Annotated in this window: 22 protein-coding genes and 1 tRNA gene; 9 read left to right on the top strand and 14 right to left on the bottom strand. The window is 62.9% G+C overall.

Annotation, left to right across the window (positions count from 1 at the left end):
• Positions 1 to 55 precede the first annotated feature (55 nt).
• The 3 genes from GGQ88_RS13895 (at position 56) to GGQ88_RS13885 (ending at position 3,439) form a co-directional block, all read left to right on the top strand.
• Positions 56 to 901, top strand: coding sequence for a TorF family putative porin (locus tag GGQ88_RS13895; protein WP_183614025.1), 846 nt, complete (start codon positions 56 to 58; stop codon positions 899 to 901).
• A 204-nt stretch (positions 902 to 1,105) separates the two neighbouring features.
• Positions 1,106 to 3,079, top strand: a complete 1,974-nt coding sequence (locus GGQ88_RS13890) for a putative bifunctional diguanylate cyclase/phosphodiesterase (protein WP_183614024.1) — start codon at positions 1,106 to 1,108, stop codon at positions 3,077 to 3,079.
• 45 nt (positions 3,080 to 3,124) lie between these two features.
• Positions 3,125 to 3,439, top strand: a complete 315-nt coding sequence (locus GGQ88_RS13885) for a hypothetical protein (protein ID WP_183614023.1) — start codon at positions 3,125 to 3,127, stop codon at positions 3,437 to 3,439.
• On the opposite strand, the gene GGQ88_RS13880 is transcribed toward GGQ88_RS13885, so the two are convergent.
• From GGQ88_RS13880 to GGQ88_RS13870, 3 genes are all read right to left on the bottom strand, one after another.
• Positions 3,429 to 4,064: a hypothetical protein gene (locus tag GGQ88_RS13880; protein WP_183614022.1), complete on the bottom strand. Its 636-nt coding sequence runs from the start codon at positions 4,062 to 4,064 to the stop codon at positions 3,429 to 3,431. The genes GGQ88_RS13885 and GGQ88_RS13880 overlap by 11 nt on opposite strands.
• Before the next feature lie 54 nt (positions 4,065 to 4,118).
• Complete coding sequence (locus tag GGQ88_RS13875; RefSeq protein WP_183614021.1) at positions 4,119 to 5,144, bottom strand: sterol desaturase family protein; 1,026 nt, start codon at positions 5,142 to 5,144, stop codon at positions 4,119 to 4,121.
• A gap of 191 nt (positions 5,145 to 5,335) precedes the next feature.
• On the bottom strand, positions 5,336 to 6,364 hold the full coding sequence (locus tag GGQ88_RS13870; protein ID WP_246385984.1) for an isopenicillin N synthase family dioxygenase: 1,029 nt from the start codon (positions 6,362 to 6,364) through the stop codon (positions 5,336 to 5,338).
• 73 nt (positions 6,365 to 6,437) lie between these two features.
• Between GGQ88_RS13870 and GGQ88_RS13865 the strand changes: the two genes are divergently transcribed.
• The 4 genes from GGQ88_RS13865 (at position 6,438) to GGQ88_RS13850 (ending at position 9,210) form a co-directional block, all read left to right on the top strand.
• A complete protein-coding gene (locus GGQ88_RS13865; protein WP_183614020.1) occupies positions 6,438 to 7,376 on the top strand; it encodes a LysR family transcriptional regulator in 939 nt (312 codons plus the stop codon).
• A gap of 99 nt (positions 7,377 to 7,475) precedes the next feature.
• Entirely contained in the window at positions 7,476 to 8,405 is a 930-nt protein-coding gene (locus GGQ88_RS13860; RefSeq protein ID WP_183614019.1) for a sterol desaturase family protein, read from the top strand.
• On the top strand, positions 8,402 to 8,764 hold the full coding sequence (locus GGQ88_RS13855) for a hypothetical protein (protein WP_183614018.1): 363 nt from the start codon (positions 8,402 to 8,404) through the stop codon (positions 8,762 to 8,764). Before GGQ88_RS13860 ends, GGQ88_RS13855 begins: the two co-directional genes overlap by 4 nt.
• Before the next feature lie 71 nt (positions 8,765 to 8,835).
• Positions 8,836 to 9,210 (top strand): UrcA family protein, encoded by a 375-nt coding sequence (locus tag GGQ88_RS13850; RefSeq protein ID WP_246385981.1) that lies wholly within the window; start codon positions 8,836 to 8,838, stop codon positions 9,208 to 9,210.
• A 43-nt stretch (positions 9,211 to 9,253) separates the two neighbouring features.
• Here the strand turns inward: GGQ88_RS13850 and GGQ88_RS13845 are convergent, their stop codons facing one another.
• From GGQ88_RS13845 to GGQ88_RS13805, 9 genes are read right to left on the bottom strand one after another with little or no spacing between them, the layout of a single operon-like run.
• On the bottom strand, positions 9,254 to 10,186 hold the full coding sequence (locus tag GGQ88_RS13845; RefSeq protein WP_183614017.1) for a Vgb family protein: 933 nt from the start codon (positions 10,184 to 10,186) through the stop codon (positions 9,254 to 9,256).
• A 24-nt stretch (positions 10,187 to 10,210) separates the two neighbouring features.
• Positions 10,211 to 11,977 (bottom strand): allophanate hydrolase, encoded by a 1,767-nt coding sequence (atzF, locus tag GGQ88_RS13840; protein ID WP_183614016.1) that lies wholly within the window; start codon positions 11,975 to 11,977, stop codon positions 10,211 to 10,213.
• A complete protein-coding gene (gene uca, locus GGQ88_RS13835; protein ID WP_183614015.1) occupies positions 11,974 to 15,570 on the bottom strand; it encodes an urea carboxylase in 3,597 nt (1,198 codons plus the stop codon). The genes atzF and uca overlap by 4 nt, the downstream gene beginning before the upstream one ends.
• Entirely contained in the window at positions 15,567 to 16,202 is a 636-nt protein-coding gene (locus GGQ88_RS13830; RefSeq protein ID WP_183614014.1) for an urea amidolyase associated protein UAAP2, read from the bottom strand. Before GGQ88_RS13830 ends, uca begins: the two co-directional genes overlap by 4 nt.
• 14 nt (positions 16,203 to 16,216) lie before the next feature.
• Positions 16,217 to 17,041 carry an urea amidolyase associated protein UAAP1 gene (locus tag GGQ88_RS13825; RefSeq protein WP_183614013.1) on the bottom strand — a complete coding sequence of 275 codons (825 nt, stop codon included), beginning with the start codon at positions 17,039 to 17,041 and terminating at the stop codon, positions 16,217 to 16,219.
• Positions 17,038 to 17,508, bottom strand: a complete 471-nt coding sequence (locus GGQ88_RS13820; protein WP_183614012.1) for a CopG family ribbon-helix-helix protein — start codon at positions 17,506 to 17,508, stop codon at positions 17,038 to 17,040. The genes GGQ88_RS13825 and GGQ88_RS13820 overlap by 4 nt, the downstream gene beginning before the upstream one ends.
• Entirely contained in the window at positions 17,501 to 18,304 is an 804-nt protein-coding gene (locus GGQ88_RS13815; protein ID WP_183614011.1) for an ABC transporter ATP-binding protein, read from the bottom strand. Before GGQ88_RS13815 ends, GGQ88_RS13820 begins: the two co-directional genes overlap by 8 nt.
• On the bottom strand, positions 18,301 to 19,116 hold the full coding sequence (locus tag GGQ88_RS13810) for an ABC transporter permease (RefSeq protein WP_183614010.1): 816 nt from the start codon (positions 19,114 to 19,116) through the stop codon (positions 18,301 to 18,303). Before GGQ88_RS13810 ends, GGQ88_RS13815 begins: the two co-directional genes overlap by 4 nt.
• A gap of 36 nt (positions 19,117 to 19,152) precedes the next feature.
• On the bottom strand, positions 19,153 to 20,235 hold the full coding sequence (locus GGQ88_RS13805; protein WP_183614009.1) for a putative urea ABC transporter substrate-binding protein: 1,083 nt from the start codon (positions 20,233 to 20,235) through the stop codon (positions 19,153 to 19,155).
• A gap of 628 nt (positions 20,236 to 20,863) precedes the next feature.
• Here GGQ88_RS13805 and GGQ88_RS13800 point away from each other — a divergent pair.
• A complete protein-coding gene (locus tag GGQ88_RS13800) occupies positions 20,864 to 23,275 on the top strand; it encodes a TonB-dependent receptor (RefSeq protein ID WP_183614008.1) in 2,412 nt (803 codons plus the stop codon).
• 110 nt (positions 23,276 to 23,385) lie between these two features.
• On the top strand, positions 23,386 to 24,264 hold the full coding sequence (locus GGQ88_RS13795) for an MBL fold metallo-hydrolase (RefSeq protein WP_425490450.1): 879 nt from the start codon (positions 23,386 to 23,388) through the stop codon (positions 24,262 to 24,264).
• A gap of 16 nt (positions 24,265 to 24,280) precedes the next feature.
• Here the strand turns inward: GGQ88_RS13795 and GGQ88_RS13790 are convergent.
• Together GGQ88_RS13790 and yghU are read right to left on the bottom strand one after the other, a co-directional pair.
• Positions 24,281 to 24,355, bottom strand: a tRNA-Gln gene (locus GGQ88_RS13790).
• A 76-nt stretch (positions 24,356 to 24,431) separates the two neighbouring features.
• Positions 24,432 to 25,301, bottom strand: a complete 870-nt coding sequence (yghU, locus tag GGQ88_RS13785) for a glutathione-dependent disulfide-bond oxidoreductase (protein ID WP_183614006.1) — start codon at positions 25,299 to 25,301, stop codon at positions 24,432 to 24,434.
• Positions 25,302 to 25,319 lie beyond the last annotated feature (18 nt).

Raw genomic sequence — 25,319 nt, 5'->3', positions numbered from 1 at the left:
CGCTGCGGGTCGGACGCAGGTGGAACGTGATAATCCTAATCAGGGAGCGTTCCGTATGAAGACCCGTCTGGCCGCAGCTATGGCTGCTATTGCCATCACCGCTGCAGCGACCCCCGCGTTTGCGCAGGAAGAAGAATCCGGCCCGATCACCGTAACCGGCACTGCCGCGCTCGCATCCGAATACCGCTTCCGCGGCGTTTCGATGACCGACAAGGAAATGACGGTCCAGGCCGGTGCCACCGTATCGCACGAGAGTGGCCTCTATGTCGGCACTTGGGCATCCAACCTCGCAGGCTGGGGAACCTTCCTTGGCGCGAACATGGAACTCGACATCTACGGCGGCTACAAGGTTCCGGTCGGCGACGTCACGCTCGACGTCGGCCTGACCTGGTACATGTATCCGGGTGGCCTCGACACAACCGACTTCGCAGAGCCTTACGTCAAGGTTTCGGGCACCGCAGGCCCTGCTAGCGTCCTCGTTGGCGTGGCTTACGCGCCGAAGCAGGAATCACTGGGTAAGTGGTACAACTCGGGCGCTTCGGCGGTTACCGGTGTCTATGACAACCCCGGTGCCAAGGCCGACAATCTCTATATCTGGACTGATGTCGCTGCCGGCATCCCCGACACCGCGCTGACGCTCAAGGGCCACGTCGGCTACAGCAAGAGCGGCAATGACGGCTTGGGTCCTCAAGGAACCGCAGTGTCGCCAACCGGCGAATATGTCGATTGGCTGGTCGGCGCCGACTACGTCCTCGGCCCGGTCACGCTGGGCGTCGCTTATGTCGACACCGACATCAGCACGGCTGAATCGGCTTACCTGCAACCCAACTTCTCGTCGACCAAGGATGGCTCGTCGATCGCGGGTTCGCGCGTCGTGGTTTCGGCCACGGTTGCGTTCTGATCCGGCATTGACCGCTGCATGATGATTGGCCCTCTCTCCCTCACGGGGGAGGGGGCCTTTTTCGATTCTGGATCATGCATTGATTTCGAAAGGAAATTTACCCTTCGTTAGTGGAACATACGCATGGTCGCTCGGGAGGCATCTTCATGGGTGGCGGACCATGGCAGGTCAGGTCATCAATGACGCGGATGGACAGACCACTGTATGCGCCGCCTAACGGAATTACTGCGGCTGGACACCAGCGATATCGAGCTGGTGCGCGCGCAATTCGTGTCGTTCGTGCAGCAGATGCCGCTGCTTTACGCTATCCTCGTTTGCAATGCCCTGGCGATCGCGGTCGAGTTCTTCGCGGCTGATAAGCCGTTCAAGACGGTGATCACGCCAGTGTTCATCTGCGCCGTCGCCACCTCGCGAGCGGTCTGGTGGTGGCGACAGGACGGCCGAGTGCTACGTAACGATGCTGAACTGGCCAGACTGTTGCACCGGACCTGCAACCTGGCCGTCGTCCTGACGCTGGCTTTCGAAATGTGGTGCATGTGGCTGTTCGAAGACGGTGATGCCTATGCCAAAGGCCATCTGACCTTCTTCCTTGCCCTGACACAAGTAAGCACGGTGTTCTGCCTGATGACCCTGCGTGCGGCGGCAATGCGTGTCGCCTTGGTCAGTACCGTATCATTTGCGGCGTATTTTTCGTGGGTCGACAATGGTCAGATGCTGGTGGAAGCGGTCGTGCTGTGCGGCGCAGGAATGGGCATGGCCGTGGTCACGCATCGCTTCAATTTGGCCTTCGCCGAACTCGTTCGTTCGCAGGGGGCACTGCGCAAGAGACAGGCCGAAACAGAAAAGCTGAGCGAAGAAAATCGCCGGATCGCATTTACCGACCCCTTGAGCGGACTGCCCAACCGGCGCGAGTTGCTGGTCCGGCTCGACCGGCTGCAGACGCTGCGGCGCCGTGAGCCTGACACGCTCGCGGTGATCTTCATCGATCTCGACGGATTCAAGGTGATCAACGATGAACATGGCCATCAGGCAGGCGACGTCCTGATACGCAGCCTCAGCGCACGGCTGGGCAATTTCTTTCCGCCCTATGCTTCCCTCGCACGGGTCGGTGGGGATGAATTCGCGATCATCGTCGAAGCCGAAGCTGCCACCGCCAAGGCCATTGCTCTTGCACGGGCCGCGATGGAAGAAATATGCCTGCCCGTGCTGATCGACCGCCACGTGCTGCAGGTTGGTGCCAGCATCGGCGTCGCTGCAAACATCGACGATGCAACCCAGCCTCACGAGCTGCTGCGCCGCGCCGACACCGCGATGTACCACGTCAAGACACAGGGCAAGGGCGAGATCGCGGTTTACGATGCCGACTTCGACCAGGGCCGCCTGCGCCGCCTTGCGATCGAAGCTCAGATCGGCAAGGGACTCAATCGTTCCGAATTCGAGGTGTTCTATCAGCCGGTGGTCGATGCCGACACGGGCAGGATGGTCTCGGTCGAAGCCTTGATCCGGTGGCCCGGCCGCCCCGAAGGCGCGCTGATGCCCGATCAGTTCATCGAGATTGCCGAGGCCACCGGGCAGATACATCCTCTCGGACTGTTCGTGCTCGAACGTGCTTGCCGCGATCTGGCACCGCTGATCGATATAAAGCTCAGCGTGAATGTCTCGCCGGCTCAATTCCGTGACCCGGCGTTCGAGCGGCAGGTGGCGCATGTGCTCGATCAGACGCGGTTTCCGCCCGCCCGCCTGCAATTCGAGATTACAGAGGGCTATCTACTGGCCCATCCCGAACGCGCGATCCGCGCGGTCGAGGCGTTCAAGGCCACTGGAATGTCGGTAGCGCTCGACGATTTCGGCACCGGCTTCACCTCTATCCACTACCTGCGATCTTACGGCTTCAGCCACATCAAGATCGACAAGTCGCTGCTCGTCGGGCTCAGCCCGGGCAGCAAGGCGACGATGCTCGTGACCGGGGCGATTTCGCTCGCTTGCGGCCTCGACATGCGCGTCATTGCCGAGGGCGTGGAAACCGAAACGCAGGCCGAACTGTTGCGCGCGGCGGGGTGCCATGAACTGCAGGGCTACCTGTTCGGACGGCCGATGCCGATCGCCGACCTGATCGCGCTGTGTCGCGAACAATTCGCGACCGAGCCGGGGCAGCGCGATCACCGCCTCGCGGGTTGAGCGGTCACGCTTGCCTCGCGCGGCGGGCGGGACCACTTGTTGCCGATGCAGCTTTTTGAACACGCGCTCGTCGCGCTCGCAATCCAGGCCATCATCGGCGTTATGACGCGCAACTGGTGGGCCGGTGCCGCACTTGCCTGCGGATACTTCATCGGGCGCGAAGTGGCGCAGGCGGAATATCGCTGGATCGAACAGTTTGGCCACGGCCTGCGCGCAAACCTGCCATTGTGGGGCATCTTCGACTTGCGCGTCTGGCCAAAGCCCGATCAGTGGGCGGACTGGATCGGCCCCATCGTCGCAACACCCATTGCCGCCTGGTTTGCGACGCGCTGGCAAAAGAGGGGCGCGGTCAGGCCGTGACGAGTTCAGGAAGTTCCTCCGACCCGCGCACGGCCTTGCGGAACACCGACCTGATCAACCGGTCCTCGAGCACACGACCAATGACGTAGAGCGCGGCAAAGATCGCGGCAAAGACATAAGCGGCGGTCGGCGAATGCTTCTTGTCGTCCTTCTTGGCCTTGTCGGCAGGATCCTTCTTCGGCTTTTCCGGAGCCGGAGCGCCGAGGAACTTGTCGATCGGATTCTGCGGCTGCACCGCTTCTTCCTTCTCGGGCTTTTTCGCCGCCTCTTCTTTGGCGGGCGTCTCGAGCTTGCCAAGGGCGACGGTCAACTGGCCAAAGCCGATGAACAGGAGCGGGGCCAGAAAGCAGAACAGCAGGGCGCGGCTGGCAAGGTAATAACGCAGCACCGGGCCTGTCGCGCCATCTTCGATACGCAGGATGCCGTCGTCGAAGATCGACATCTTGTCCTGTGCGTCCTGATCCTTCTTGGTGAAGGTCAGCGTGGTGCCACTGCGCTCGCTGGTGGTGCCGCGCTGGCGGAATAGCGGGTCGAGGCTATCGAAGGCATCCTGTGCCGTTTGTCCGGGAGCCAGCGCGAGGCTGCCCTTGATGTGCCAGATCCACTCGATGAAGCGCAGGTTCACGACAGGTCCACTTGTGAAAGGTGTTCGATACGAGTGCAGATCAGCGTCATCTGCTCACTCGGCCGGGATGGCGTCGGTCTGCTCATAGCCTTCGTCGTCATAGGGCGCGGTGCCTTGACGCCGCTTGGCGCGCTTCTCCTGGATCGTCTTCCAGCCCTCGGTGAACGGGAAGGTCATCTGTTCGCGGATCGACATCCGGCGACCGCCCTCCATGCCCAGCAGTTCGGCCTCGCCATCGATGCAGGTGCCAAAGATGCGGTCGATGAAGATGTACGATCCGGCGTAGTTGCTGCGGGTCGCCTCGAAGTCCTGCGAATGATGGAGGCTGTGATGTTCTGTCGTGTTGAACAGGAAGCGCCACCAGCGGGGGGTGTTGAAGCGCACGTTGATGTGCTGATACGTCCCGATCGCCATGCCCAGTGCGCCTGCCAGCAGCGCCGCGCGCGGCAGGAAGTCGAAGAACCCGCCGATACCGAGGCCGATCAGGAACAGCTCGACCGGGTTACCGACCGCGCCCTTGTTGATGTTCAACTGGGTGATGTAGTGGTGCACCGAATGTGGCAGCCACAACGGATACCAGTTGTGCATCCCGCGATGCATCCAGTACTGTCCGAAATCGAACATGAACGAGATCGCAAAGGCCTGGACCAGCAGTGGCAGCCCGGTAAACCACGACAGCTTGTCCCAATCGAAGCTGTTCTGGATCGCCTCGATGATGACACCGTCACCGATGTAGTTGTCGACCATGCGCAGGATCGTATAGCCGAGGCCAACGTAGAACAGGTCGGTGACCAGTTCTTTCCAGGTGAGCTGCCAGCTCCTGTAGCGCGGGTTGACCCATTCGAGTGCCAGCAGCAGCACCTTGAAGGCGATGCCGATGCCGATCGCGGTCGAAGCCTTGGCGATGGAATTGGGGGCGTAGTACCAGAACGCGATCAGTGCGAAGAGCACTGCCGGCTGGAAGTGGGTGAATACGAATTGCTTGACCGGCCCGCCCTCAACGCGCGGGATGTTCTCCCACCCGATCGTGACCGGCGCCTGCGTTCCGATTATCCGGTTTCCTACGCGGATTCCATCCATACACCTGGCCTCGCAATGACTGCTTCGTGAGGTGCGGCCCAGTTATCTACGCCCAGCGTATCAAACCATTTCCGCATTGCACACAAAATCGCGATTCGAAGCCCATCACGCCAGATGGCAATATTGTATACAGGTCATAGATCGAATCTATGTGGGTTGACCCTGTCGGGAAATGGCTGCTGACCTTTGCGCTAGAGATCAGCTACTTGCAGTCCGAAGGAATCTAGCGGGACCGGGTCTTTCAGTGCGACCTCGCCGCTGGCGAGCCTGCGCTTAAGATAGCCGAAAGTCTGTGCCGTCTGCGCGAAGAGATGATCACCCGACTTCAAGGCGCCATATTTCGAAGACGACTCGCCGCCGATGATTGGTGCCACGACATGATCGTAGTCGCAGGCCTGAAACAGCGGGAACGAATAGCGCTCCTCGCGGACCATCTTCACCCGGTGCCGCGTCGCGATGTAACGGCCGTTGGACATGATCTCCATCATGTCACCGATGTTCATGATCATGGTGCCCTCGATCAGCGGCACATCGATCCATTGCCCCTGCTTGTTCACGATCTGCAGGCCCGGAGCCGTCGCGAACAGCAGCGTGAAGCATTCGTAATCGGTGTGCGCGCCCATGCCGGGCCGGTCCTCGGCGTGCTCATCCAAGGGGTAGTGGATCATGCGGAGCTGGCTCGGCGGATGTTTGCGTACTGCCTCGAAGTGATCGTCCGGCAGCCCAAGCGCCAGCGCGAAGCACGCAAACAACTGTCGCCCGATCCCGGATACGTGGTCATAATAGGCAAGCGCGTCCTCGCGAAACCCGGGCATGTCTGGCCACAGGTTTGGCCCCAGCAACGGCCTGCGCCCGTCAGTTGCGGTATAATCGAGATTGACGTCGTAGGCTTCTTTGAGGTCGTCGGTCCCGCCCACGAACTGCTCTTCGCCCGCTGGCACATAACCGCTGTGGTTTTTCGACAGCCCGATATAGCTGGCCATCTTGGTTGCATCATCGCACGCGAAGTAGGCCTTCGCCCGCGCGACCAGCCGGTCGAACAGGGCCGGGTCGAACTGATCGCCCTTGATGTAGAGGAATCCGACTTCGGCACAGGCTTGGTCGAGTTCGCGCGCCACGGCGAGACGATCTTCGAGTAGGCTGCTCGTCAGGCGCGAAATATCCACCAGCGGAAGGACGGGGAGCGTGATCATCTTGTCGTCGTAGTAAACCGGGGTCATAATGCCAGATGCAGCATTTCGATGTTTATCATCGATCTGATCTATGGCCCATGTCTGTAACCCAAGGATGAGCATGAGCGAGCGGCCTCCCCTGATCGACAAGAAGTTTGCCGGACGGGTCGACTGGAACCTGATGCGCACGTTCATCGACATCGTGCGCGCGGGCGGCATCGGTGCGGCCGCGCGCCAACTCAATCGCCAGCAACCCAGCATCAGCGCCGCGCTCAAGCGGCTTGAGGATCACGTCGGCGCGACCTTGCTCCACCGCACGTCAACCGGCGTCGAGATGACCGTTGCTGGCAAGGCGATGATGGCGCTGTGCGAAGACATGCTCGAATCAGCGCGGATGATGCCGCACCAGATCGCGCAGGCGACGAAGCGGGTCGAGGGCATCGTCCGCATCCAGATCATCTCGGGGCTGGTCTCGCCCGAATTCGACGAGGCTATCGCCAGCTTCCATCGCCGCAATCCGGGCATTCACATCGAGATCCGCGTTTCACCTTGGCGGCAAGTGCTCGACGCGCTGGAGCAGGGCGAGGTGGAGATCGGCGTCGGCTATGACAGCAGCGTTCGCGGCAGTCTGATGTACGAGCCGCTGCTGGTCGAGTGTCAGCAGCTCTATTGCTCGCGCAGCAATCCCCACTTCGGTCACCGCGTCAGCCGTGTCGGTGAGTTGAAGGACGAGGCCTTCGTGCTGACTGGTGAAGACGAGATCGAATTGATCACCCACCTGCGCCGCCGCTACCGGCTGGGCACCAAAGTCAGCGGCATGGCGGAAGATATCAATGAGGTGCGCAGGTTGATCGTCCACGGCGTTGGCATCGGCTTCCTGCCCGTGCTCGCGGCCGAAGCCGACGTTGCCAAGGGGCGATTATGGCCGCTCCTCCACGCGGACTTCGAGCCGTCGTACGACATCTTCCTCCTCGCACGGACCGAGCCGGCCCGCGATACCGCCACGCAGTTGTTCTGGGACGAAGTGCTGCGCCGGGTACGCGCCAAGCAGCGGGCATAGAGAAGGGCATAGCCCCAATCTATGTCTTTCATCGAAAATTCCCACCTCCCCGTATGACGCATCGCAACGCAGGATAGACGCGCTCAAAGGAGTCGCGTCATGGAAGCTAGCCTCAAGAACAGGGTGTTCAACCACATCCCGCCCGCGATGATCGCGGTCGTGCTACTGTTCTGGTCGTTCGGCCCCGCTGTGCTGCTCAAGAATCCGTGGACGCTGACGGTGACCTCAGCGGGGATCGTCGTTGTCGTCCTGCTCCTCGAACTGATCAACGAGCGCCACGCGGGCTGGCGGATGAACAAGCGCGAGTTTTTCACCGACCTGTATTACGTTGTGCTCAGCGCGACGGTGATCGCCTGGTTTACCGAGAACTTCGCCGACGGTCCGTTGAGCAAGGTCAAGGGATCGCTCGGCATCACGACACCGTGGGTCACGCAACTGCCGTGGCTCCTACAGGTCATGCTTGTCGTGTTCCTGATCGAATTCGGCCAGTACTGGATGCATCGGTTGATGCACAATTGGACGCCGTTCTGGCTGACACATGCGCCGCATCATCACCTGACCCAGCTCAATGCTGCCAAAGGCGCGGTCGGAAATCCTATCGAATTGTTCCTGATCACGCTGAGCGTGCTGGCGCTGTTCGATTTCGACAAGACCGCGATGTTTGCCGCGTTCAATACTACAGGCGTGATATCGACGTTCGCCCATGCCAACGTCCGCGCCGATCCGCCGATCTGGTACTCTTACTTCTTCACCACGATCCGCCATCACAGCCTGCACCACTCGACCGACTACGATGCGACGCGCAGCAACTACGGCAATTCGCTGATTCTGCTCGACCGTATTTTCGGCACGTATCGCGAGGGGGAAGGCATTCTCGTCGGACAGGACGAACGCCGCCGTCTGTCGATCTGGGAGCAGACGCTGTTCCCGTTCCAGCCGATCATCGACAAGGTCAAGGCGCGCAAATCTGCCGCTCAAGCTGATCCGGATACCGCGCCCAACAACCAGAGCGGGGCAGCAGCAGCATGATCCGGAACTCCGCCATCACGCTTGCCGCCTTGCTCGCAGCAGGCCTCTGCGCCCCGGCGCTGGCGGCACCCACGCCGTCCACGCGGCTGGTTCACTGCGATGCGGGCAATTGCCTCGTCGTCACCGGTCGCCGTGCGGACGCGGCCGCGCCCGTCAGCATCAACGGGCACGCGGTGCAGGTCCGGGGCACGCGCAAATGGCGCGCTGTCGTTCCGGTTCAGACGGTGCGTGAATGGTCCGAGCCTTACGCGCGCACGGTCACGGTCTCCGTTGCCGCGAGCGACACCGAAGCTGATCTTCCGATCGGCCTGCTCGGCCATGCCGAGAAGCTCGCCATGCTCGTCGTTCGCGTGAAGTAATACTGGCCTAACGCCACAGTAATAAAACAACAATTTGCAAGGTTCGATTGAAAGTTTCATCTTCTGGTACTATGTCATCCGCAGCCGCCGGAGAGTGGCGCTCGTTCGACGTACAGGAGATGATCATGAAATTCGTACTCGTGGCGCTCGCCACTGTCGCTCTGGCGACTTCGGCTTCGGCCGCAACCACCGGCAATCCCTTTGCCAAGGATCAGGCTGTCCTGAACCTGAGCGACCTCAACCTTTCTACCGCCGACGGCCAGCAGCGCCTCGCGATCCGCATGGACCAGGCTGCGCGCGCGGTTTGCGGCGATAACGTTGCGTCGGTCCACCTCGCGCTGGAAGCCAAGGCGCGCGAATGCCGCACGTCGGTCGTGGCCGATATTCGGGCTCAGATTGAAACGCGCATGGCTGCGAACGGCACTTCGGCGCGCTTCGCCAAGTAATCGATACCAATTCCGCGGCCCGGATCATGGGCCGCGGGATCGGTCATTTCTTCACGATCTTGGTCGGGTTGGGCCAGAACGTCAGCGTGTGCACGTCGTGCGCCGATGTCCACAGGCCAGCCTTGGTGTAGCGCAAGGCGCCGCTGCCCTCGGCTTTGCCGACGCGCGCGGCGACCGTCATCGTCTTTGGGTCTATCGCCACGAAGGTCTGATCCTCGGTCGTGCGCAGCCATACCAGCCCTGCGCCGGTATCGATATCCCCCCACTTGAGCACTTCGCCGACCTTGACTCGTCCCGCGACGTCGCCGGTCGCGGGATCGATCCGAACGACGGTGCCGTCGCCCTGCTCCTGAATCCACACCGCACCTGCGCCCGCTGCCAGGAAGCCGGGGTCCTTGCCCAGCGCGGTGGTCTTGACGACGGCGTTGGTTGCAGGGTCGATCTCCTGTATCGTCCGGCTCTCGCTGCTCGCGGCCCACAAGGCCCCCATGCCGAAGGCGAGGTAGTGCGTTCCGGGACTGACCGTGATCGAGGCGATCACCTTGTTCGTTGCGGGATCGACGCGGGAAACCACGCCCTGCTGATCGCTTGCGACCCAGATGGACCCAGCACCGGCCACCACGTTGAGCTCGCCCTTGGGATTGGCGATGCCGGTCGCGATCGTCGCAACCTTAACCGCTTTGCGCGTGTCGATCCGGACCAGTGTCAGGTCCTTGCAGTCGGCGACCCACAGGTCATGTTTGGTGATCGCCATCGCGCCGCAAGGATTGGCCATCTCGACACCTGCAAGCTTGCCCTTGCGCGACCAGCGTTCGACCCGCCCGGCGTTCGTCGCCCAGACACTGCTGCCATCGACCGCTAGGAAATCGGCAAAGCCGGGCACGTCGATGACCTGCTCGCCTTGCGCCATTGCGACGGGCGAAATCGTGCTCATGCCCACAGCCACAGCCGAGACAAGTATCCGAAGCTTCTGCATGGTAAGCCCTTTCGTTGGGATGTCTCAGCCACGCGCGACATAAGCGCGCCATCCGCCAAGGCTGGTGATGTCTTCTGCTCCGGTCAACGCGCGTGGCTCTGCGACGAAGCCCTTGACGCTGCTTCCGTCGGCCAGCGTCACCGTGCCGATGGCGAGCGGGGCGGGCACTTCCACGACGAAGCTGCCGAATTCCGCCACGCCCATCTCGTAAACTTCGAGCGCAATCGCCGCGCCGTCCGCGCTGTGCACCAGCGCCGGCTTGGGCGGCACGCTGTCGGCCATCGCATAGAGCCGGTAGTTGGGCGCGGTCTCGAACGCGCCCACGAACGTCGCGTTGCGCGATGTCAGCTGCCAGTGGAGTGGCATGTCCTTGAGGTGAGCGCCGACAACGGCGAGTTTCACGGTCTGCATTTTGCCCTCCAGATCGAGCGGGGGTGGAGAAGGAAGGTCGGCGACTGCAAGATAGGCGTCGGCAGCATCGAGCAGCGCCATGTCGCTGTCGGCAGGCCCGATCAGCGTAATGCCAAAGCCGGTCGCGTTGGCGCGCGTGCCTGCGGGGATCGCCACCGCCGCCATGTCGAGCAGGTTCACAAAGTTCGTGTAGAAGCCGAGCGCAGAGTTCAGCGCAATCGGCGCGGCCTGCAGTTCGGCCACCCGGTAGGTCGCGCCCGTGGTCGGGAAGGCCATCAGGTCGATGCTCTCCCACAACTGGTCGGCGTGTCGCTTCAGCTCCGCGAGCCGATAGATGCCGTTGAACAGATCGACTGCGCCGATCTCCAGCCCGGGCAAAACGACCTCGCGCACGGTCGGGTCGATCGCGTCGGGACCGTCGGTCAGAAGGCTACCCAGCGCGGCGGTCCGCTCAGCCACCCACGGACCGCTATAGAGAAGCTGTGCGGCTTCCTGCAGCGGTGCGTAGTCGATCTCGACAATATCTGCCAACCCGGCCAGCTTTTCGAGCGCGCGGTCATACAGATACTCAGCCTCGGCATCGCCGAAGAATACGCGCTGATCGCGGCGCGGTACGCCAATGGTCTTGCGCACGATTGGCGCGTCGGCGAGCGGCTTGGAATATGCGTCCGCAGGGTCAAATCCCGCCACGACACCGTCGATCAACCGCGCATCGGCGGTGTCGTCGGTAAACACGCTGATGCAGTCGAGCGTGCGGCAGGCGGGCAAGAGGCCGCGGTTGCTCCAACGCCCTTTGCTCGGCTTGAAACCGATCAGGTGCTGAAACGCGGCAGGCACACGGCCCGAGCCTGCGGTATCGGTGCCGAGCGCGAAGGCGACCAGCCCAGCGGCGACCGCAACCGACGACCCCGAACTCGAACCGCCACTGACATAAGCGAGATTATGCGCGTTGCGTGGCGCCCCATAGGGACTGCGCGTACCGTTCAGCCCCGTGGCGAACTGATCGAGGTTGGTCTTGCCGACGCACAGCGCTCCCGCCGCCAGCAATCGCTCGACAGTCGTCGACGACGCATCGGGTCGGTAGGCAAACGCCGGGCAGGCGGCGGTCGTTTCAAAGCCCGCAACGTCGATATTGTCCTTCACCGCAAACGGCACGCCCGCAAGCGGCAGCACTTCGCCAGCCGCCACGCGTGCATCGATTGCGGCGGCAGCAGCCAGCAGGGTGGCCGGCTCGGCCCGGCTGATCCACACCTGCGGCTGGACCGCATCATAGACTGCCAGCCGCGCAAGCGTGTCCTTCGCAACGGCAACTGCGCTGGTCTGCCCGGCATTGACGGCGGCGGCGATCGCGCTGGCGCTCTGGCGATTCAGCGAGGTCATGCCGCCCTCGTCAGCGCAAGCATCGGCGAGCCCGGCTGCAGCGATTGCCGCTCGGCGGTGTAGAGCGCGGCAACCGTACCCGCGCTGGGGCTTTCGACCCGGCATTCCATCTTCATCGCCTCGATGATCGCGATCGTCTCGCCCGCCTCAACCTCGTCGCCGACGCCCACGAGCAGCTTCCAAACGCTTCCGCCAAACGGTGCTTCGACCAGGTCGGCTCCGTCGGGCAGGTCGATCGCGCCGGCTTCGGCCACGTCCGCCTCGGCAAGATCGGTGACGCGGGCGAATTCGCCACGGCGCTCCCATTCGGCACGCTCTTCATCGAACGCAGCCTTGCGCCGCTCCTCGAACGCGCTGATCCCATCGGCGTTGTCCGCAAGGAACGCGCGATAATCGGCGAGCCGGAATTCGGATTCCTCGATGCGGATCGAGCGCCGCCCGCTGGGGAAATCGCGCCGCCACTCGGTCAGTTCGTCGGCGCTGACCGGGTAGAACCGGATCTGATCGAAGAAGCGCAGCAGCCACGGTTTACCCTCGATAAAGGCGTCGGTCTGGCGGTGCGTGTTCCACACCTGGATCGTGCGGCCGAACAACTGGTATCCGCCCGGACCCTCCATCCCGTAGATGCACATATATGCGCCGCCGATGCCGACGACGTTCGGCGGCGTCCATGTGCGCGCCGGATTGTACTTGGTCGTCACTAGCCGGTGGCGCGGATCGACCGGCGTCGCGACCGGTGCGCCCAAGTAGACATCGCCCAGACCCATCACGAGGTAATTGGCCTCGAAAATCAGGTTCTCGACCGCCGCGACATCAGGCAAGCCATTGATGCGCCGGATGAACTCGATGTTGTCCGGGCACCACGGCGCATCGTCGCGCACCGCGCCCATGTACTTCTCGATCGTCTCGATCGTCGCAGGATCGCGCCAGCTCAGCGGCAGGTGGACGATCCGCGAAGGGATCGTGAAATCCTCCAGATCGCCCAGCCGCTCTTCTGCCGCGATCAGCGCGGCGAGCGCTGCAGCCTGATCCAGCAACTTGCCATCGAAATGGAGTTGCAGCGAACGGATGCCCGGCACGATGTCGATGACGCCCGACAGCGCCATGCGCTCAAGCTCGGTCATCAGCGCGTGCACGCGGATGCGCAACTCGATATCGAGCACGATCGGCCCGTATTCGATCAGGATGTTGCGGTCGCCCTGCTGACGGTACAGCGTGCGCGGACAGCGGTGCCGCTCGGGAATTTCCGCAAGGATCGGTGAAAGCACCGCGATCGGCTGTGCCGGTCCCGCCTCACCGGCCACGCCTGCGCCGATCAACGCGCGTTGCTGCTCGTCAGCCGCTGCAGCGTCTGCGATATTGATGGGCACGAAGCGCAGCTTGTCGCCGGGAGCCAGTTGCCCGATCTTCCAGCGATCCGCCGCGATCACCACGAACGGACAGACGAACCCGCCTAGCGAGGGGCCGTCCGGGCCGAGGATGATTGGCATGTCTCCGGTAAAGTCGACCGCGCCGATGGCGTAAGGATTATCATGGATGTTGGACGGATGCAGCCCCGCCTCTCCGCCGTCCTTGCGTGCCCAGTGCGGCTTCGGCCCGACCAGACGGACGCCGGTGCGGTTGGAATTGTAGTGCACCTGCCACTCGGCCGAGACGATCGTGGCGATATCCTCGTCGGTGAAGAAATCGGGAGCGCCGTGTGGTCCATAGAGCACGCGCAACGTCCACTCGTTCGCCAACGCGGGCAGCGTTGCTGCGGGCAGGGCAGCGTCCACTGCGCCTCCGGCAAGATGCAGCGTGTCGCCAGCCAGCAACCGCCGCGCGGCGTGGCCCCCGAACTGGCCAAGCTCGAATGTGCTGCGGCTGCCGAGGTAGGGCGCCATGTCGAGCCCGCCCGCGAAGAGAATGTACCCGCGCAAACCGCCGTGCGATGCACGGCCCATGGCCAGCGTCTGGCCTGCGCCGATGTCAATCGCGACGCCCAGCGGAACCGGACTGCCGTCTAGCATCGCGCCGAAATCGGCACCTGTCAGGCAGATCCGCGCAGCGGCCGCAAACAGCAGCGTCGGTCCGGTGAAGGTGACCTCAAGGCCCTCGGTGCCTTCGGGATTGCCGAGCAGGCGGTTGCCGATGCGGAACGACTGGTCGTCCATCGGCCCCGACGGCGGAACCCCAACGGCCCACAGCTTCTGCCGACCCGGCCAGTCCTGCACGGTGGTCGCGGTGCCGCCGCTGATCACGCGGATGCTTTGCGGCTGGTAATCGATACCGTCTAGCACGCGGGTTGAAACCTCGCCGCTGACAAAGGCCTCGGAACGCACCACGTCGCGCAGCCAACGCAAGTTGGTCTCGATCCCGTCGATGCGCGTTTCGCCCAGCGCCTGCTGCATTGCGGCGACGGCCTGCTCGCGGGTGGGCGCATGCACGATCAGCTTGGCCAGCATCGGATCGTACCAGGTGCTGACTGTCGTCCCGGCCATGACCCATGTCTCGGCGCGGATGTCGGAAGGAAACTCGACGGCGGTCAGCGTGCCCGATGTCGGGCGGTAGTCGAGCGCCGGGTCTTCGGCATAGAGCCGGACCTGCACCGAGTGGCCGACAGGCGTGGGAGCTTCTGCATCAAGGAAGGCGAAATCTCCCGCGCCGCCGCGTATCATCCACTCGACCAGATCGATCCCCATGATCTCTTCGGTCACGCCATGTTCGACCTGCAGGCGCGTGTTCATTTCGAGGAAGAAGAACTCCTCGCGCTCGGCGTCGTAGAGGAACTCGACCGTTCCCGCCGACCGGTAATTCGCCGCTTGTCCGAGCCGGATCGACGCTGCGATCAGATCCCGGCGAACCGCTTCTGGGAGCAGGGGGGCAGGGGCTTCCTCGACCACTTTCTGGTTGCGACGTTGCAGCGAGCAATCGCGTTCTGCCAGCGCCATGATCCGGCCTTCGCCATCGCCGAAGATCTGCACTTCGATGTGCCGTGCCCGCCGGATATAGCGTTCAAGGAACACGCCCGCATCGCCGAAGCTGCCAAGTCCCTGCCGCGCAACGGTGGCAAAGCCCTCGCGCACGTCGGCCTCGTTCTCGCAGACGCGCATGCCGATGCCGCCGCCGCCTGCAGTTGCCTTGAGGATGATTGGGAAACCGATTTGGTGTGTGGCTCGCGCGGCATCGTCCGCATCGGTTAGAAGTTCGGTGCCCGGAGCGAGTGGGACATCGTGCGCCGCCGCGAGTGCGCGTGCGCTGTGCTTCAACCCGAAAGTGCGGATATTGTCGGGCGTCGGGCCGATGAATACGATCCCCGCAGCGGCGCAAGCCTCGGCGAAATCGACGTTCTCGGCAAGGAAGCCATAGCCGGGATGGATCGCGCCCGCGCCGGTCGCGCGCGCTGCCTCGAGGATCGCAGGCACATTGAGATAGCTGTCGGTCGCGCGCGCCGGGCCGATGCACACGGCGTCGTCCGCTTCCGAAACGTGCAGCGACCCCTCGTCTGCTTCCGAATAGACCGCGACCGACCGCAGGCCCATCTTCCGCAGTGTGCGGATGATGCGCGTGGCGATAGCCCCGCGATTGGCAATCAGGACCGTATCGAAGCTCATGCTGTCACGATCATGCGCACGGGTGTCGGGTTGAAACCGTTGCACGGATTGTTGATCTGCGGGCAGTTCGAAACGACCACGATCACGTCCATCTCGGCGCGCAGATCTACCGTGAGGCCCGGCGCGGAAATGCCGTCGACGATGCCGAGTGATCCGTCCTCCTCGACCGGCACGTTCATGAAGAAATTGATGTTCGACACGATGTCGCGCTTGCCGCGCCCTTCCCACAGGTTGGCTTCAAGGAAGTTTTCGACACAGGCGTGTTCGGCCTTGGTGTGGTGGCCGTAGCGCAAGGTGTTGGACTCGCACGAACAGGCCCCGCCGATGGTGTCGTGATAATCGACTGCGCTCGCCGCGATGGTCATCATCGGGCGTCCTTCATTGGACCGCAGCACGGTGCCGGTGCGCAGGAACAGATTGCCCTGTGCCGCCACAGTATCCTGCGCGCTGTAGCGCTCGGAATCGTCCTCGGCAGAATAGAGCAGGAAATCGACCGCCTGGTTGCCCTCCAGATCGACAATGCGCAGCGTTTGTCCTGCGGCAACATGATGAAGCCACGGCGCGCGTGCGGGCACGATCACGTCGTGAAGGACGGCACCGGACAGGCCGGAGAGGTTAGGGTCGACGCTCATGGATCTGTTCCTGTTCAGCGGCGGAAATAATCTTCGACGTTCTCGAAGGCGCGCAGGCCCTCGGGCGTCGCATTGCGGATGGGATCGTCGGGCGGGGTGACTGGCCCGCGCCACGCAGTTACACGCAGCGGTGTCACCGTATAGCTATCGCGTGGGTCAAGTACGTGTGGGCAGTTCGCGATCACCACGATCACGTCCATCTCGGCACGCAGCACCACTGTCCGGCCCGGGGCAAACGGCCCGACTTGCGGCACGATCGCACCATCCGGCTCGATCTTCGTGCCCTTGAACAGCGTTACGCATGGATGGACATCGCGGCGCGTGAGGCCATGTTTTGCTGAACCCAGCAGGAAGCGGTCGCGCCCGTTGGGGCAGGGGCCGCTGTTCATTCCGCTGCCGTATTTCGCAGCATTGGTTGCAGCATTCGATGTGCCACAGAACGTGTCGTGCGTTTCCGCCGTGTCCTCGACAAAGCTCATCATTGCTCGGCCCATGTCGGACAGCAGCAGCTTGCCTGCGCCCAGATAGGCGTTCCACTGGATCTTGACCGTGTCAGCCACATTGAGCCGCTCCGTCGGCATCTCGGCGTTGAACACCAGCAGCGATGCACAAGCGTCGCCCTTCACGTCGATCAGCCGCAGCCGTGACCCGCGCGCCAGCCGCCGCGTGGCATAGCCGCCTGCCGCGACCGTCTCTTCCCACAGCAGGTCGTCGCCCGATACGCCGTCAGGCAGGTCGTCCGCGACCGGCGGCAGCACCGGCATCGCTTCAGCCACGGTACCGGCCATGGCGCGGGCATGATCACGGGCAGCGGATGGATTGGCGAGGACTTCGGTCATGCGGTTTCCTTCGCGCTTTCGCCTTCCTGCTCATAGAGCGGCGGCAGGAGAGCAGTGGTCGTGACGAGCTGGAGCTGGTGGACGCCGCGCACCTTGCGCAGCGCGTCGCACAGCTCCTTGAGCAGCGCGGCAGGCCCTTGGACCAGCAACACCTCCAGCGACTGGTCGTCCTCGAGGAATACATGCTGCGAGGAGATGACCTCCTTGAGGTAGTCGGCCTGCGTTTGCGCCAGCTGGTGCCGCACGCGTCCACGATCACCCCGGTAGACAATGGTGATCGTGCCCGCGAGCATCTCCTCGGGGCGCGTAAAAGCCTCGTGCTCGGCCAGTGCCTGACGGATCAATTCGGCGATCAATTGCGAGCGCGACGGAAGCCCTCGTTCCTCGACCATGTTGTCGAGCTGGCGGAACAGCGCCGACGGCAGGCTCATGCTCAGCCTTGCAAGGCCCGGAGCATCGCTACTCATGTGCCATCCTTTCCTCATTTTCCTGCAGGCTGGCCGCTTCGGCGAGCAATTCCTCGTCGGTCGTGGTCTTGATGCGGCGACGCACGGGCAGGTCGTAAACTGCGGTCGCGCCATAGCGGTGCGGCGCGTGCGGATCATGGCGACGCTTGTCGAGCGCGAGCACGCGCGTGCCCAGCGTGAATGCCTCGCGAATGTCGTGCGTGACCATGATGATCGTCAGTGAATAATCGCGCCACAGCTTGGTGATCAGCGCGTGCATGTCGGCGCGGATACCCGGATCCAGCGCGCCGAACGGCTCGTCCAGCAGCAGGATGCGCGGGCGCTTGATCAGCGCTTGCGCAATGGCCAAGCGCTGCTGCATTCCGCCTGAAAGCTGCGCGGGATAGAGGTTCAGACTGTCTCCCAGACCCACCGCCTTGAGCATCTCGATGGCCTCGTCGCGTGCGGCTTGTCGCGCAGTTCCGAACAGCCGCGCCGAGAACGGCGCCTGCGCACATTCGAGGCCGAACACGACATTCTTGAGCGCCGAGAGGTGCGGAAACACCGAATAGCGCTGGAACACCACCCCGCGGTCCGGACCACATTCGGGCGTCAACGGCGTCCCGTCGAGCAGCAAGGTTCCGCGCGTCGGCACTTCCTGCCCCAGCACCACGCGCAGCAGGCTGCTCTTGCCCGCGCCCGATGGCCCCACGATCGACACGAAAGATCCTGCCTCGATATCGAGGTTGACCTTCTCGAGCACGACCTTGTCGCCGTATTCGACCCAGATGTTCTGCAGGCTGAGGAGCGCGCTCAATGTCCGGCTCCATGTGCCCAGGGGAAGGCGCGGCGGCTGATCTGGACCAGCGCGACGTCCATCAGGATCGCCAGAAGCGCGATCCACGCGACGTAGGGTATGATCACGTCCATCGACAGATAGCGCCGCACGAGGAAGATGCGGTAGCCTAGGCCCACGTCCGACGCGATCGCCTCAGCCGAGATCAGGAACACCCATGCGGGGCCGAGCGACAGCCGCACCGCATGGATCAGACGCGGCATCGCTTGTGGCAGCGCGACGCGGATCATGATCTGCCAAGAGTTCGCGCCCAGCGTCTGCGCCTTGACGATCTGCTCTCGCGGCAGGTCGGCGATGTGCGCGGCGAGGTCACGCACCATGACCGGCGCGATGCCGATCACGATCAGCGCGACTTTCGCGGTCTCGCCAAGCCCCAGCGCGATGAACAGGATCGGCAGCAGCGCGATCGGCGGGATCACCGCTATCGCGGTTACCAGCGGCCCGAACATCGCGCGCACCGGAGGCAGTACGCCCAGCACCAGCCCGATCAGCAGCGCCGAAGCCGTCGCGATACCAAGCCCCAGGCCCAGTCGCTGAAGGCTCGCCAGCGTGTCGGCCCAGAACACCAGTTGCCCGGTCAGCTGGTCCGGCTGGAACAGCAGCGCCGCCATGCCCTTGGCCATGCCGCTGGGCAGCGGCAGGATCTTGTCCATTGGATTGGCGGCGTGGCGCTCTGCTGCCATGAACACATAGAGCAGCACCAGCAGCAGGATCGGCAGCGCGCCCAGCAGGACGCTGTCCCTGCGACCGACGTGTCGGTTTACCCAACGCATATCGTCAAATCCTTGGGCTGAGCCGGGACCACGCGATCAGAGCTTGCCGTCAGCGGCAAGCGTCATGAAGCTGTCGTCGAAGCGGAACGTCACGGCTTGCGGATTGCCGAGCGTCTTGCCGCCGGGGAAGGCCATGCCCACTGCGTCAGCCGACGCCGCGCCCTTGAACAGCCCCTTCGAGAAACTGAAGTCGCGCACCAGCGTCATCGTTTTGATCAGGGCAGGCGAGGCTGCCGCCGCGACCGCAGCCTTGGGCTCGGCATAAAGGAATGTCGTCGAAAGCTGCTTGTCGAATTCCTCGGGGCTGGTGCCGGCCAGCTTGGCCATCGCCGCGCGCGCTTCCTTGCCCTGCGCGTCCTGCCGCTGCATCAGCGCCACGGTCTCGTACCAGATGCCCGCCAGCGCCTTTCCCAGGTTCGGGTTGGCCTTGAGGGTGGCGGTATCGACGACCATCAGGTCGAGGATCTCGCCGGGGATCTGCGAGGAGTTGAATACTTCCTTCGCGCCCGCCTGGCCCTTCATCACCGAAAGCTGCGGGTTCCAGGCGACTGCCGCGCTGGCATCGGGGCTGGAGAAGGCCCCGACAATATCGGCGTCGGAGGTGTTGACCGTCTTGACGTCGGTCGGCTTCAATCCCGCCGTTTCAAGCCCGCGCGCCAGCAGGTAATGCGACACCGAAAGCTCGACGAGATAGACCTGACGCCCCTTGATCGCGGCAAGATTGTCCGCGCCCTTGAGCAGGATGCCATCGTTGCCGTTGGAATAATCGCCGACGATGATCGCGCTGGTGTCCTTGCCGCCAGCGGCCGGGATCGTCAGCGCGTCCATGTTGGTCACCGTCACGCCATCGAACTTGCCGGCCGTGTACTGGTTGATCGATTCAACGTAGTCGTTGACCTGCACGACGTTGATCTTGATGCCGTACTTGTCGGCCCATTTCTTCACGATGCCAGCCTGCTGGGCATAGGGCCAAGGCATCCATCCGGCATAGATCGACCAGCCGATGCTGAACTCGGTGCGCGGCGTGGTCGCCGGATCTGGAGCCTTGGAACACGATGCCAGCGCCAGCGATCCGGCGATCAAAAGGCTAGTGCCAACCCTGCCAACAAGCTTGATCATGATTCGACCCCTTTCGCAAACGCAGCATCACCAGCCGCAAGCCACTTGTCCATCGAAAAATATTACCCAACGAAGAAAAGGTAATACCACAGCAGCAGACGCCAATGACCGCCGTAGTCATGGCGACAGCCTCGGCGATCTAGCCATGCGTCAACATACGCAGGCGGATATGGCTGGGACGACGCAGCGCAACCGAACGAGTGCGGTGTTGCGCCGCTGCCTGCCGGTGCGTTGCTGCGGGCTTTTGTGTTGCTCGGACCCGTCACAGCACAGCCGCGTCCAAACTGCGTATTTGTGCATCGCAGCATGGCATGTACGTAAAGTGCGCAGCTGCACAATTATTACGCTTGACGCATTAGGTAATATCCATACCGTATAGCCCAGCCGCTCAGATTGAAGCGGCGGGCAGAAGGGCGGACCGTCGGCGATCGCCGACTGGAATGAGATTTCAAGGTCGGAAGCTTCATGCGGCGGCCAGACGCTTCGTGCGTCGCAGACGTCGGTGAATGCCAAGGAATTTATAGACAACAATCGGCCGTACTGCGGCCGACAAGGTGCCGGTGTGTCCAGAGCGCCAATGGGAAAGATGTCACTGAAGATCGGCTGAACCGCGAGGGATCAGGTGACTATGAAACTGTTTCGGAACGCATTGCTAGGCGCGACCATCCTGATGGGCGCCACGACCACCACGGCATTCGCGCAGGGCGCCACGCCGTCGGCTGAACCGCAGGCCGATCAGAGCGGCAATGCGGGCGAGATCGTGGTCACCGCTACACGCCGGGCAACCTCGCTCCAGGACGTGCCGATCAACATCAGCGCTGTCGGCGCCGAGCAGCTCTCGCGCCAGCGTATCGACGACATTCGCGATATCGCCGATTTTACCCCAGGCATTACGATCGCTGACACAGGCCCGGGTGCTACCGGAACAATCGTACTGCGCGGCCTCAACGCTTCGGACGCCAGCGCATCCGGCAACACATACGATAACGCCCTGGGCGTCTATCTGGGCGAGGTTCCGCTCTACTACGACTTCAAGCTGCTCGACATCGCACGCGTTGAAACGCTGCTCGGCCCACAGGGCACGCTCTATGGCCTCGGCACGCTGGCAGGCGCGATCCGCAACATTCCCAACCGCCCCAATACCGATACCTTCGAAGCCGAAGTACACGGGCGCTTCTACGGCAAGGAACATGGCAGCAAGTTTGGCTATCAAGCTGACGCCATGATCAATATTCCGATCATCAAGGATCACGTCGCCTTCCGATCGGCGACCGGCTATTATTACGATCCGGGCTTCATCGACTATACGCGCATTCTTCAGAACCCCGGCGTCTCACTGCCACAGCCCGACGGCCCCGGCGGCGTGACCGAGGCGGGCTACGCAGCGAACCTGACCACGCGCAAGGATTTGAACTTCGAAAAGACCTTCACCACGCGCAATCAGCTGCTGATCCAGGCGAGCGACGATCTCAAAGCGATTTTCACGTACGGCTACCAGCAGACCAAGACCGATGGCGGTCAGTACAACAGCAACGGTGTGCTGGGCACGGGCAAGTATCAAAGCGCCGCCCGCTATGCCGAGCCGGTCAAGCGCCGCGCGCACCTGGTCAGCATGGAAATCAACGCCAATCTTTTCGATATAGCGGATCTTGTGGCGACGACCGCCTACACCAATGTCCGGAACAACGCACAATCGGACAATACCGACCTGCTGCTCGACCTCGACTACGATTACGAGCTGTTCCCGGCTTTCTCGAGCTACAACGAGAGCCAGAACACCCGCAAGCAGTTCAACCAAGAAGTCCGCTTCGTGTCGCGCCACGGCGGCCCGTTCAACTGGGTGCTCGGCGGGTTCTACAACCAGCAGAAACTGCAGCAGGATTACCGCGAGATCCTGCCGGGACACCCGTTCGTCGATCTCGCGACCAATCCGGATGAGGTCGAGTATGCGTCTTTCGTGCGGTCCAAGGTGACCGAGAAGGCGGTCTTCGGCGAAGGCACGTTCCGGATCGTGCCAGAGTGGCAGGTAACTGCAGGCGCGCGCTATTTCGGTTACGAAGTCGAACGGGCAGGCCGCGCGGTGGTCCCGTTGCTGGGTGATCCGATCAGCCCCTATGATCTCCCGTCAGCAGGCGGAACCTCGAAGAAGACCGGCTGGGTCTGGAAGTTCAACACATCTTACAACTTCACGCCCGACCTCATGATCTATGCGACGTACAGCAAAGGGTATCGCATCGGCGGACCCAACAACGTCGCGCCTTGCGTCCTGCCACTCAAGCCGCCGCCGTTCCAGAACGTCTGCGCCTTGCCGAACGAAGTCGCCTATGGGCCGGACACGACCAAGAACATCGAAGTCGGCGTTCGCGCGCAGTTGTTCGAGCGCAAGCTGACCTTGAACCTCAACGCGTTCAAGATCGACTGGGACGGCATCCAGCTGGCGTCTGCGACCATCAACGGGATCGTCGGGATCACGGTCAACGGTGGCACGGGCAAGTCGCAAGGCGTCGAAGGTTCGTTCCAACTGCGTCCGGTGGACGGATTGTCGATCCGGGGCACCTATTCCTACACCGATGCCAAGCTGACCCAGGACGTTCCGGGGATCATCGCGGTCAACAGCCCGGCCGGGAGCTATCCCAGCAGCCCGATCCAGCTCAATGCGCTGTCGGGCGACCGCCTGCCGGGTTCGACCAAGCACAGTGGAAGCCTCGGAGCGAGCTACACCATGCCGTTCAGGGACGGCAACCTCGTCGCGGACTGGACCGCAACCTATCGAGGCGATGTGGTGACGCGCCTCGGCTGGGAGCGTGCCTTCGGTGACAAGCTGCCGGGTTACACGCTGCATCGCGCATCGCTGACTTACGAAGGCGACACTTACAGCATCGGGTTGTTCGCCAACAACATCTTCGACAAATATGCGATCGCCTCGGTCTCCAACGACCGCTCTCGCGTTGGCCTCAACGATGGCGTGGTCCTGCGCTACTACAGGCGCACGGTCATCAATCCACGCACATTCGGTCTCGAAGCGCGGTTCAAGTACTGATCCGCAAAGCACGGGGTGCCATTCCGGGGGGATGGCGCCCCGCCGCCGTTTCGGTGCACTGCCTAAGGGGAACGCGCATGGCTTGGCCTATCCGGATCGCCGCAGCCCTGATGATCGCAGGCTGCTCGGGCAGTATGGCCACCGCCAAGACTGCCGGTGCCCCGACACTGTTCGCCGAACGCTGGATCGACGGCACCAACGGCGATGAACCCGCCACACAAGTGCAGGCGCTCGACGCCGACACCTTCGTCATCCGGCAATCGGTCCGGACCAACTTCGAAGCGCCGTTCCTCTATCTGCTCTTCGGGCGCGACAAGGCCCTGCTGATCGACACAGGGGCTGAAGGCGGCCGGGTCAGGCCTACGGTCGACAGGCTGATCTCTGAGTGGCTGGCCGATCACAAACGCACCTCGATCCCGCTGCTCGTCGCGCACAGCCACAGCCACGGCGATCACGTGGCGGGTGACAGCGCATTCAAGGATCGCCCCGACACCACCGTCGTCGGACACAAGCCCGCCGATGTCGCTGGCGCGTTCGGCATCGCCAAATGGCCCGACCAGATCGCCGCTTTCGACCTCGGCGGTCGCAAGCTCGGCATCATCCCCACACCCGGCCATCAGGCCGCTGCGATCATGGTCTACGATCCGCGATTGAAGATCCTGCTCTCGGGCGACACGCTCTATCCCGGCAGGCTCTACGTCCCGGTCAATTTCATGGACGACAACCGCGCCAGCGTCGCCCGCCTCACCGCCTTCGCCGCCACGCACCCGATCCGCGCCGCGCTCGGCGCGCACATCGAAATGACCCGCGCTCCGGGCAAGGACTACGGCCACGAAGCCCCGACCCATCCCGATGAACACCGGCTGGAACTGCCGGCAAGCCAGATCGCCGAACTGCGCGAAGGCCTGAAGGCGAAGCTCGACACGCCCGATCAGCCACAGGTCCACGATCACTTCATCATCGTACCGGTGCCAGCGCGAACTGAGTGATCAGAATGTGGTGAACTGGCTGGGGCGGCAGGATTCGAACCTGCGAATGGCGGCATCAAAAGCCGCTGCCTTACCACTTGGCGACGCCCCAGCAGGAGGCGCGCTTATAGCGCGGGGGACGTGAATGAAAAGGGGGACAAAAGCACTTTGCCTGTCCCCCTTGTCGATCACTTGTTCTGGATGATCTGTTCCAGCGATTCTGGCGGGAGCGCATCAAAATCGGCAGCGGAATGGCGCTCGGGGATGCCCTTGGCCGAGTTGTTCACCAATCGCCCGCGCAACACGCCGGGGCGCGCGTTGATCTCGCCGACCCAGCGGCCGACGTGTTCGTATTCGTGCATCGACAGGAACGTTGCCGCCTCGCCATAGGCCTCGCCGCGATAGAGGTTGCCGAACCAGGTGTAGGTCGCAAGGTCGGCGATGGTGTAGTCATCGCCCGCCAGGAACCGCGTCTTGGCCAGTTGCCGGTTGGCCACGTCGAACAGGCGCTTGGTTTCCATGGCGTAGCGGTCGATCGCATATTCAATCTTCATCGGCGCGTAGTGGTAGAAGTGACCGAACCCGCCGCCGATGAATGGCGCACTGCCGATCTGCCAGAACAGCCACGAAAGGCATTCGGCCCGCGCCGCGCCCGATGTCGGCAGTAGCACGCCGAACTTCTCGGCCAGATGCATCAGGATCGCGCCCGATTCGAACACGCGGAACGGCTCGGGGCCTGACCGGTCGACCATCGCGGGGATTTTGGAGTTGGGATTGATGTCGACGAACCCGCTCGAAAACTGGTCGCCTTCGAAAATCTTGATCAGCCATGCATCGTATTCGGCCTCGGCAAAGCCAAGCTGGAGCAGCTCTTCGAGCATGATCGTGGCCTTCTGGCCGTTGGGCGTACCCAGCGAATAGACCTGAAACGGATGCGCGCCGATCGGCAGTTCCTTCTCGCTCGTCGGCCCTGCGACCGGGCGGTTGACGCTGGCGAAAGCGCCGCCATTGGCCTTGTCCCAGGTCCACACCTTGGGGGGAACGTAGTCTTCAGCCATCGCGTCTTCCTTCTCGAA

Source organism: Novosphingobium hassiacum, assembly GCF_014196055.1.
Lineage (GTDB): Bacteria > Pseudomonadota > Alphaproteobacteria > Sphingomonadales > Sphingomonadaceae > Novosphingobium > Novosphingobium hassiacum.
This window is presented reverse-complemented; position numbering and strand designations above follow the sequence as displayed.

Excerpts from the sequence above, each read along its gene's own strand:
- GGQ88_RS13895 (WP_183614025.1), top strand. The coding sequence starts at position 56 with ATGAAGACCCGTCTGGCCGCAGCTATGGCTGCTATTGCCATCACCGCT.
- GGQ88_RS13890 (WP_183614024.1), top strand. The coding sequence starts at position 1,106 with ATGCGCCGCCTAACGGAATTACTGCGGCTGGACACCAGCGATATCGAG.
- GGQ88_RS13885 (WP_183614023.1), top strand. The coding sequence starts at position 3,125 with ATGCAGCTTTTTGAACACGCGCTCGTCGCGCTCGCAATCCAGGCCATC.
- GGQ88_RS13875 (WP_183614021.1), bottom strand. The coding sequence starts at position 5,144 with ATGGATGGAATCCGCGTAGGAAACCGGATAATCGGAACGCAGGCGCCG.
- GGQ88_RS13870 (WP_246385984.1), bottom strand. The coding sequence starts at position 6,364 with ATGACCCCGGTTTACTACGACGACAAGATGATCACGCTCCCCGTCCTT.
- GGQ88_RS13865 (WP_183614020.1), top strand. The coding sequence starts at position 6,438 with ATGAGCGAGCGGCCTCCCCTGATCGACAAGAAGTTTGCCGGACGGGTC.
- GGQ88_RS13860 (WP_183614019.1), top strand. The coding sequence starts at position 7,476 with ATGGAAGCTAGCCTCAAGAACAGGGTGTTCAACCACATCCCGCCCGCG.
- GGQ88_RS13855 (WP_183614018.1), top strand. The coding sequence starts at position 8,402 with ATGATCCGGAACTCCGCCATCACGCTTGCCGCCTTGCTCGCAGCAGGC.
- GGQ88_RS13850 (WP_246385981.1), top strand. The coding sequence starts at position 8,836 with ATGTCATCCGCAGCCGCCGGAGAGTGGCGCTCGTTCGACGTACAGGAG.
- GGQ88_RS13845 (WP_183614017.1), bottom strand. The coding sequence starts at position 10,186 with ATGCAGAAGCTTCGGATACTTGTCTCGGCTGTGGCTGTGGGCATGAGC.
- atzF (WP_183614016.1), bottom strand. The coding sequence starts at position 11,977 with ATGACCTCGCTGAATCGCCAGAGCGCCAGCGCGATCGCCGCCGCCGTC.
- uca (WP_183614015.1), bottom strand. The coding sequence starts at position 15,570 with ATGAGCTTCGATACGGTCCTGATTGCCAATCGCGGGGCTATCGCCACG.
- GGQ88_RS13830 (WP_183614014.1), bottom strand. The coding sequence starts at position 16,202 with ATGAGCGTCGACCCTAACCTCTCCGGCCTGTCCGGTGCCGTCCTTCAC.
- GGQ88_RS13825 (WP_183614013.1), bottom strand. The coding sequence starts at position 17,041 with ATGACCGAAGTCCTCGCCAATCCATCCGCTGCCCGTGATCATGCCCGC.
- GGQ88_RS13820 (WP_183614012.1), bottom strand. The coding sequence starts at position 17,508 with ATGAGTAGCGATGCTCCGGGCCTTGCAAGGCTGAGCATGAGCCTGCCG.
- GGQ88_RS13810 (WP_183614010.1), bottom strand. The coding sequence starts at position 19,116 with ATGCGTTGGGTAAACCGACACGTCGGTCGCAGGGACAGCGTCCTGCTG.
- GGQ88_RS13805 (WP_183614009.1), bottom strand. The coding sequence starts at position 20,235 with ATGATCAAGCTTGTTGGCAGGGTTGGCACTAGCCTTTTGATCGCCGGA.
- GGQ88_RS13800 (WP_183614008.1), top strand. The coding sequence starts at position 20,864 with ATGAAACTGTTTCGGAACGCATTGCTAGGCGCGACCATCCTGATGGGC.
- GGQ88_RS13795 (WP_425490450.1), top strand. The coding sequence starts at position 23,386 with ATGATCGCAGGCTGCTCGGGCAGTATGGCCACCGCCAAGACTGCCGGT.
- yghU (WP_183614006.1), bottom strand. The coding sequence starts at position 25,301 with ATGGCTGAAGACTACGTTCCCCCCAAGGTGTGGACCTGGGACAAGGCC.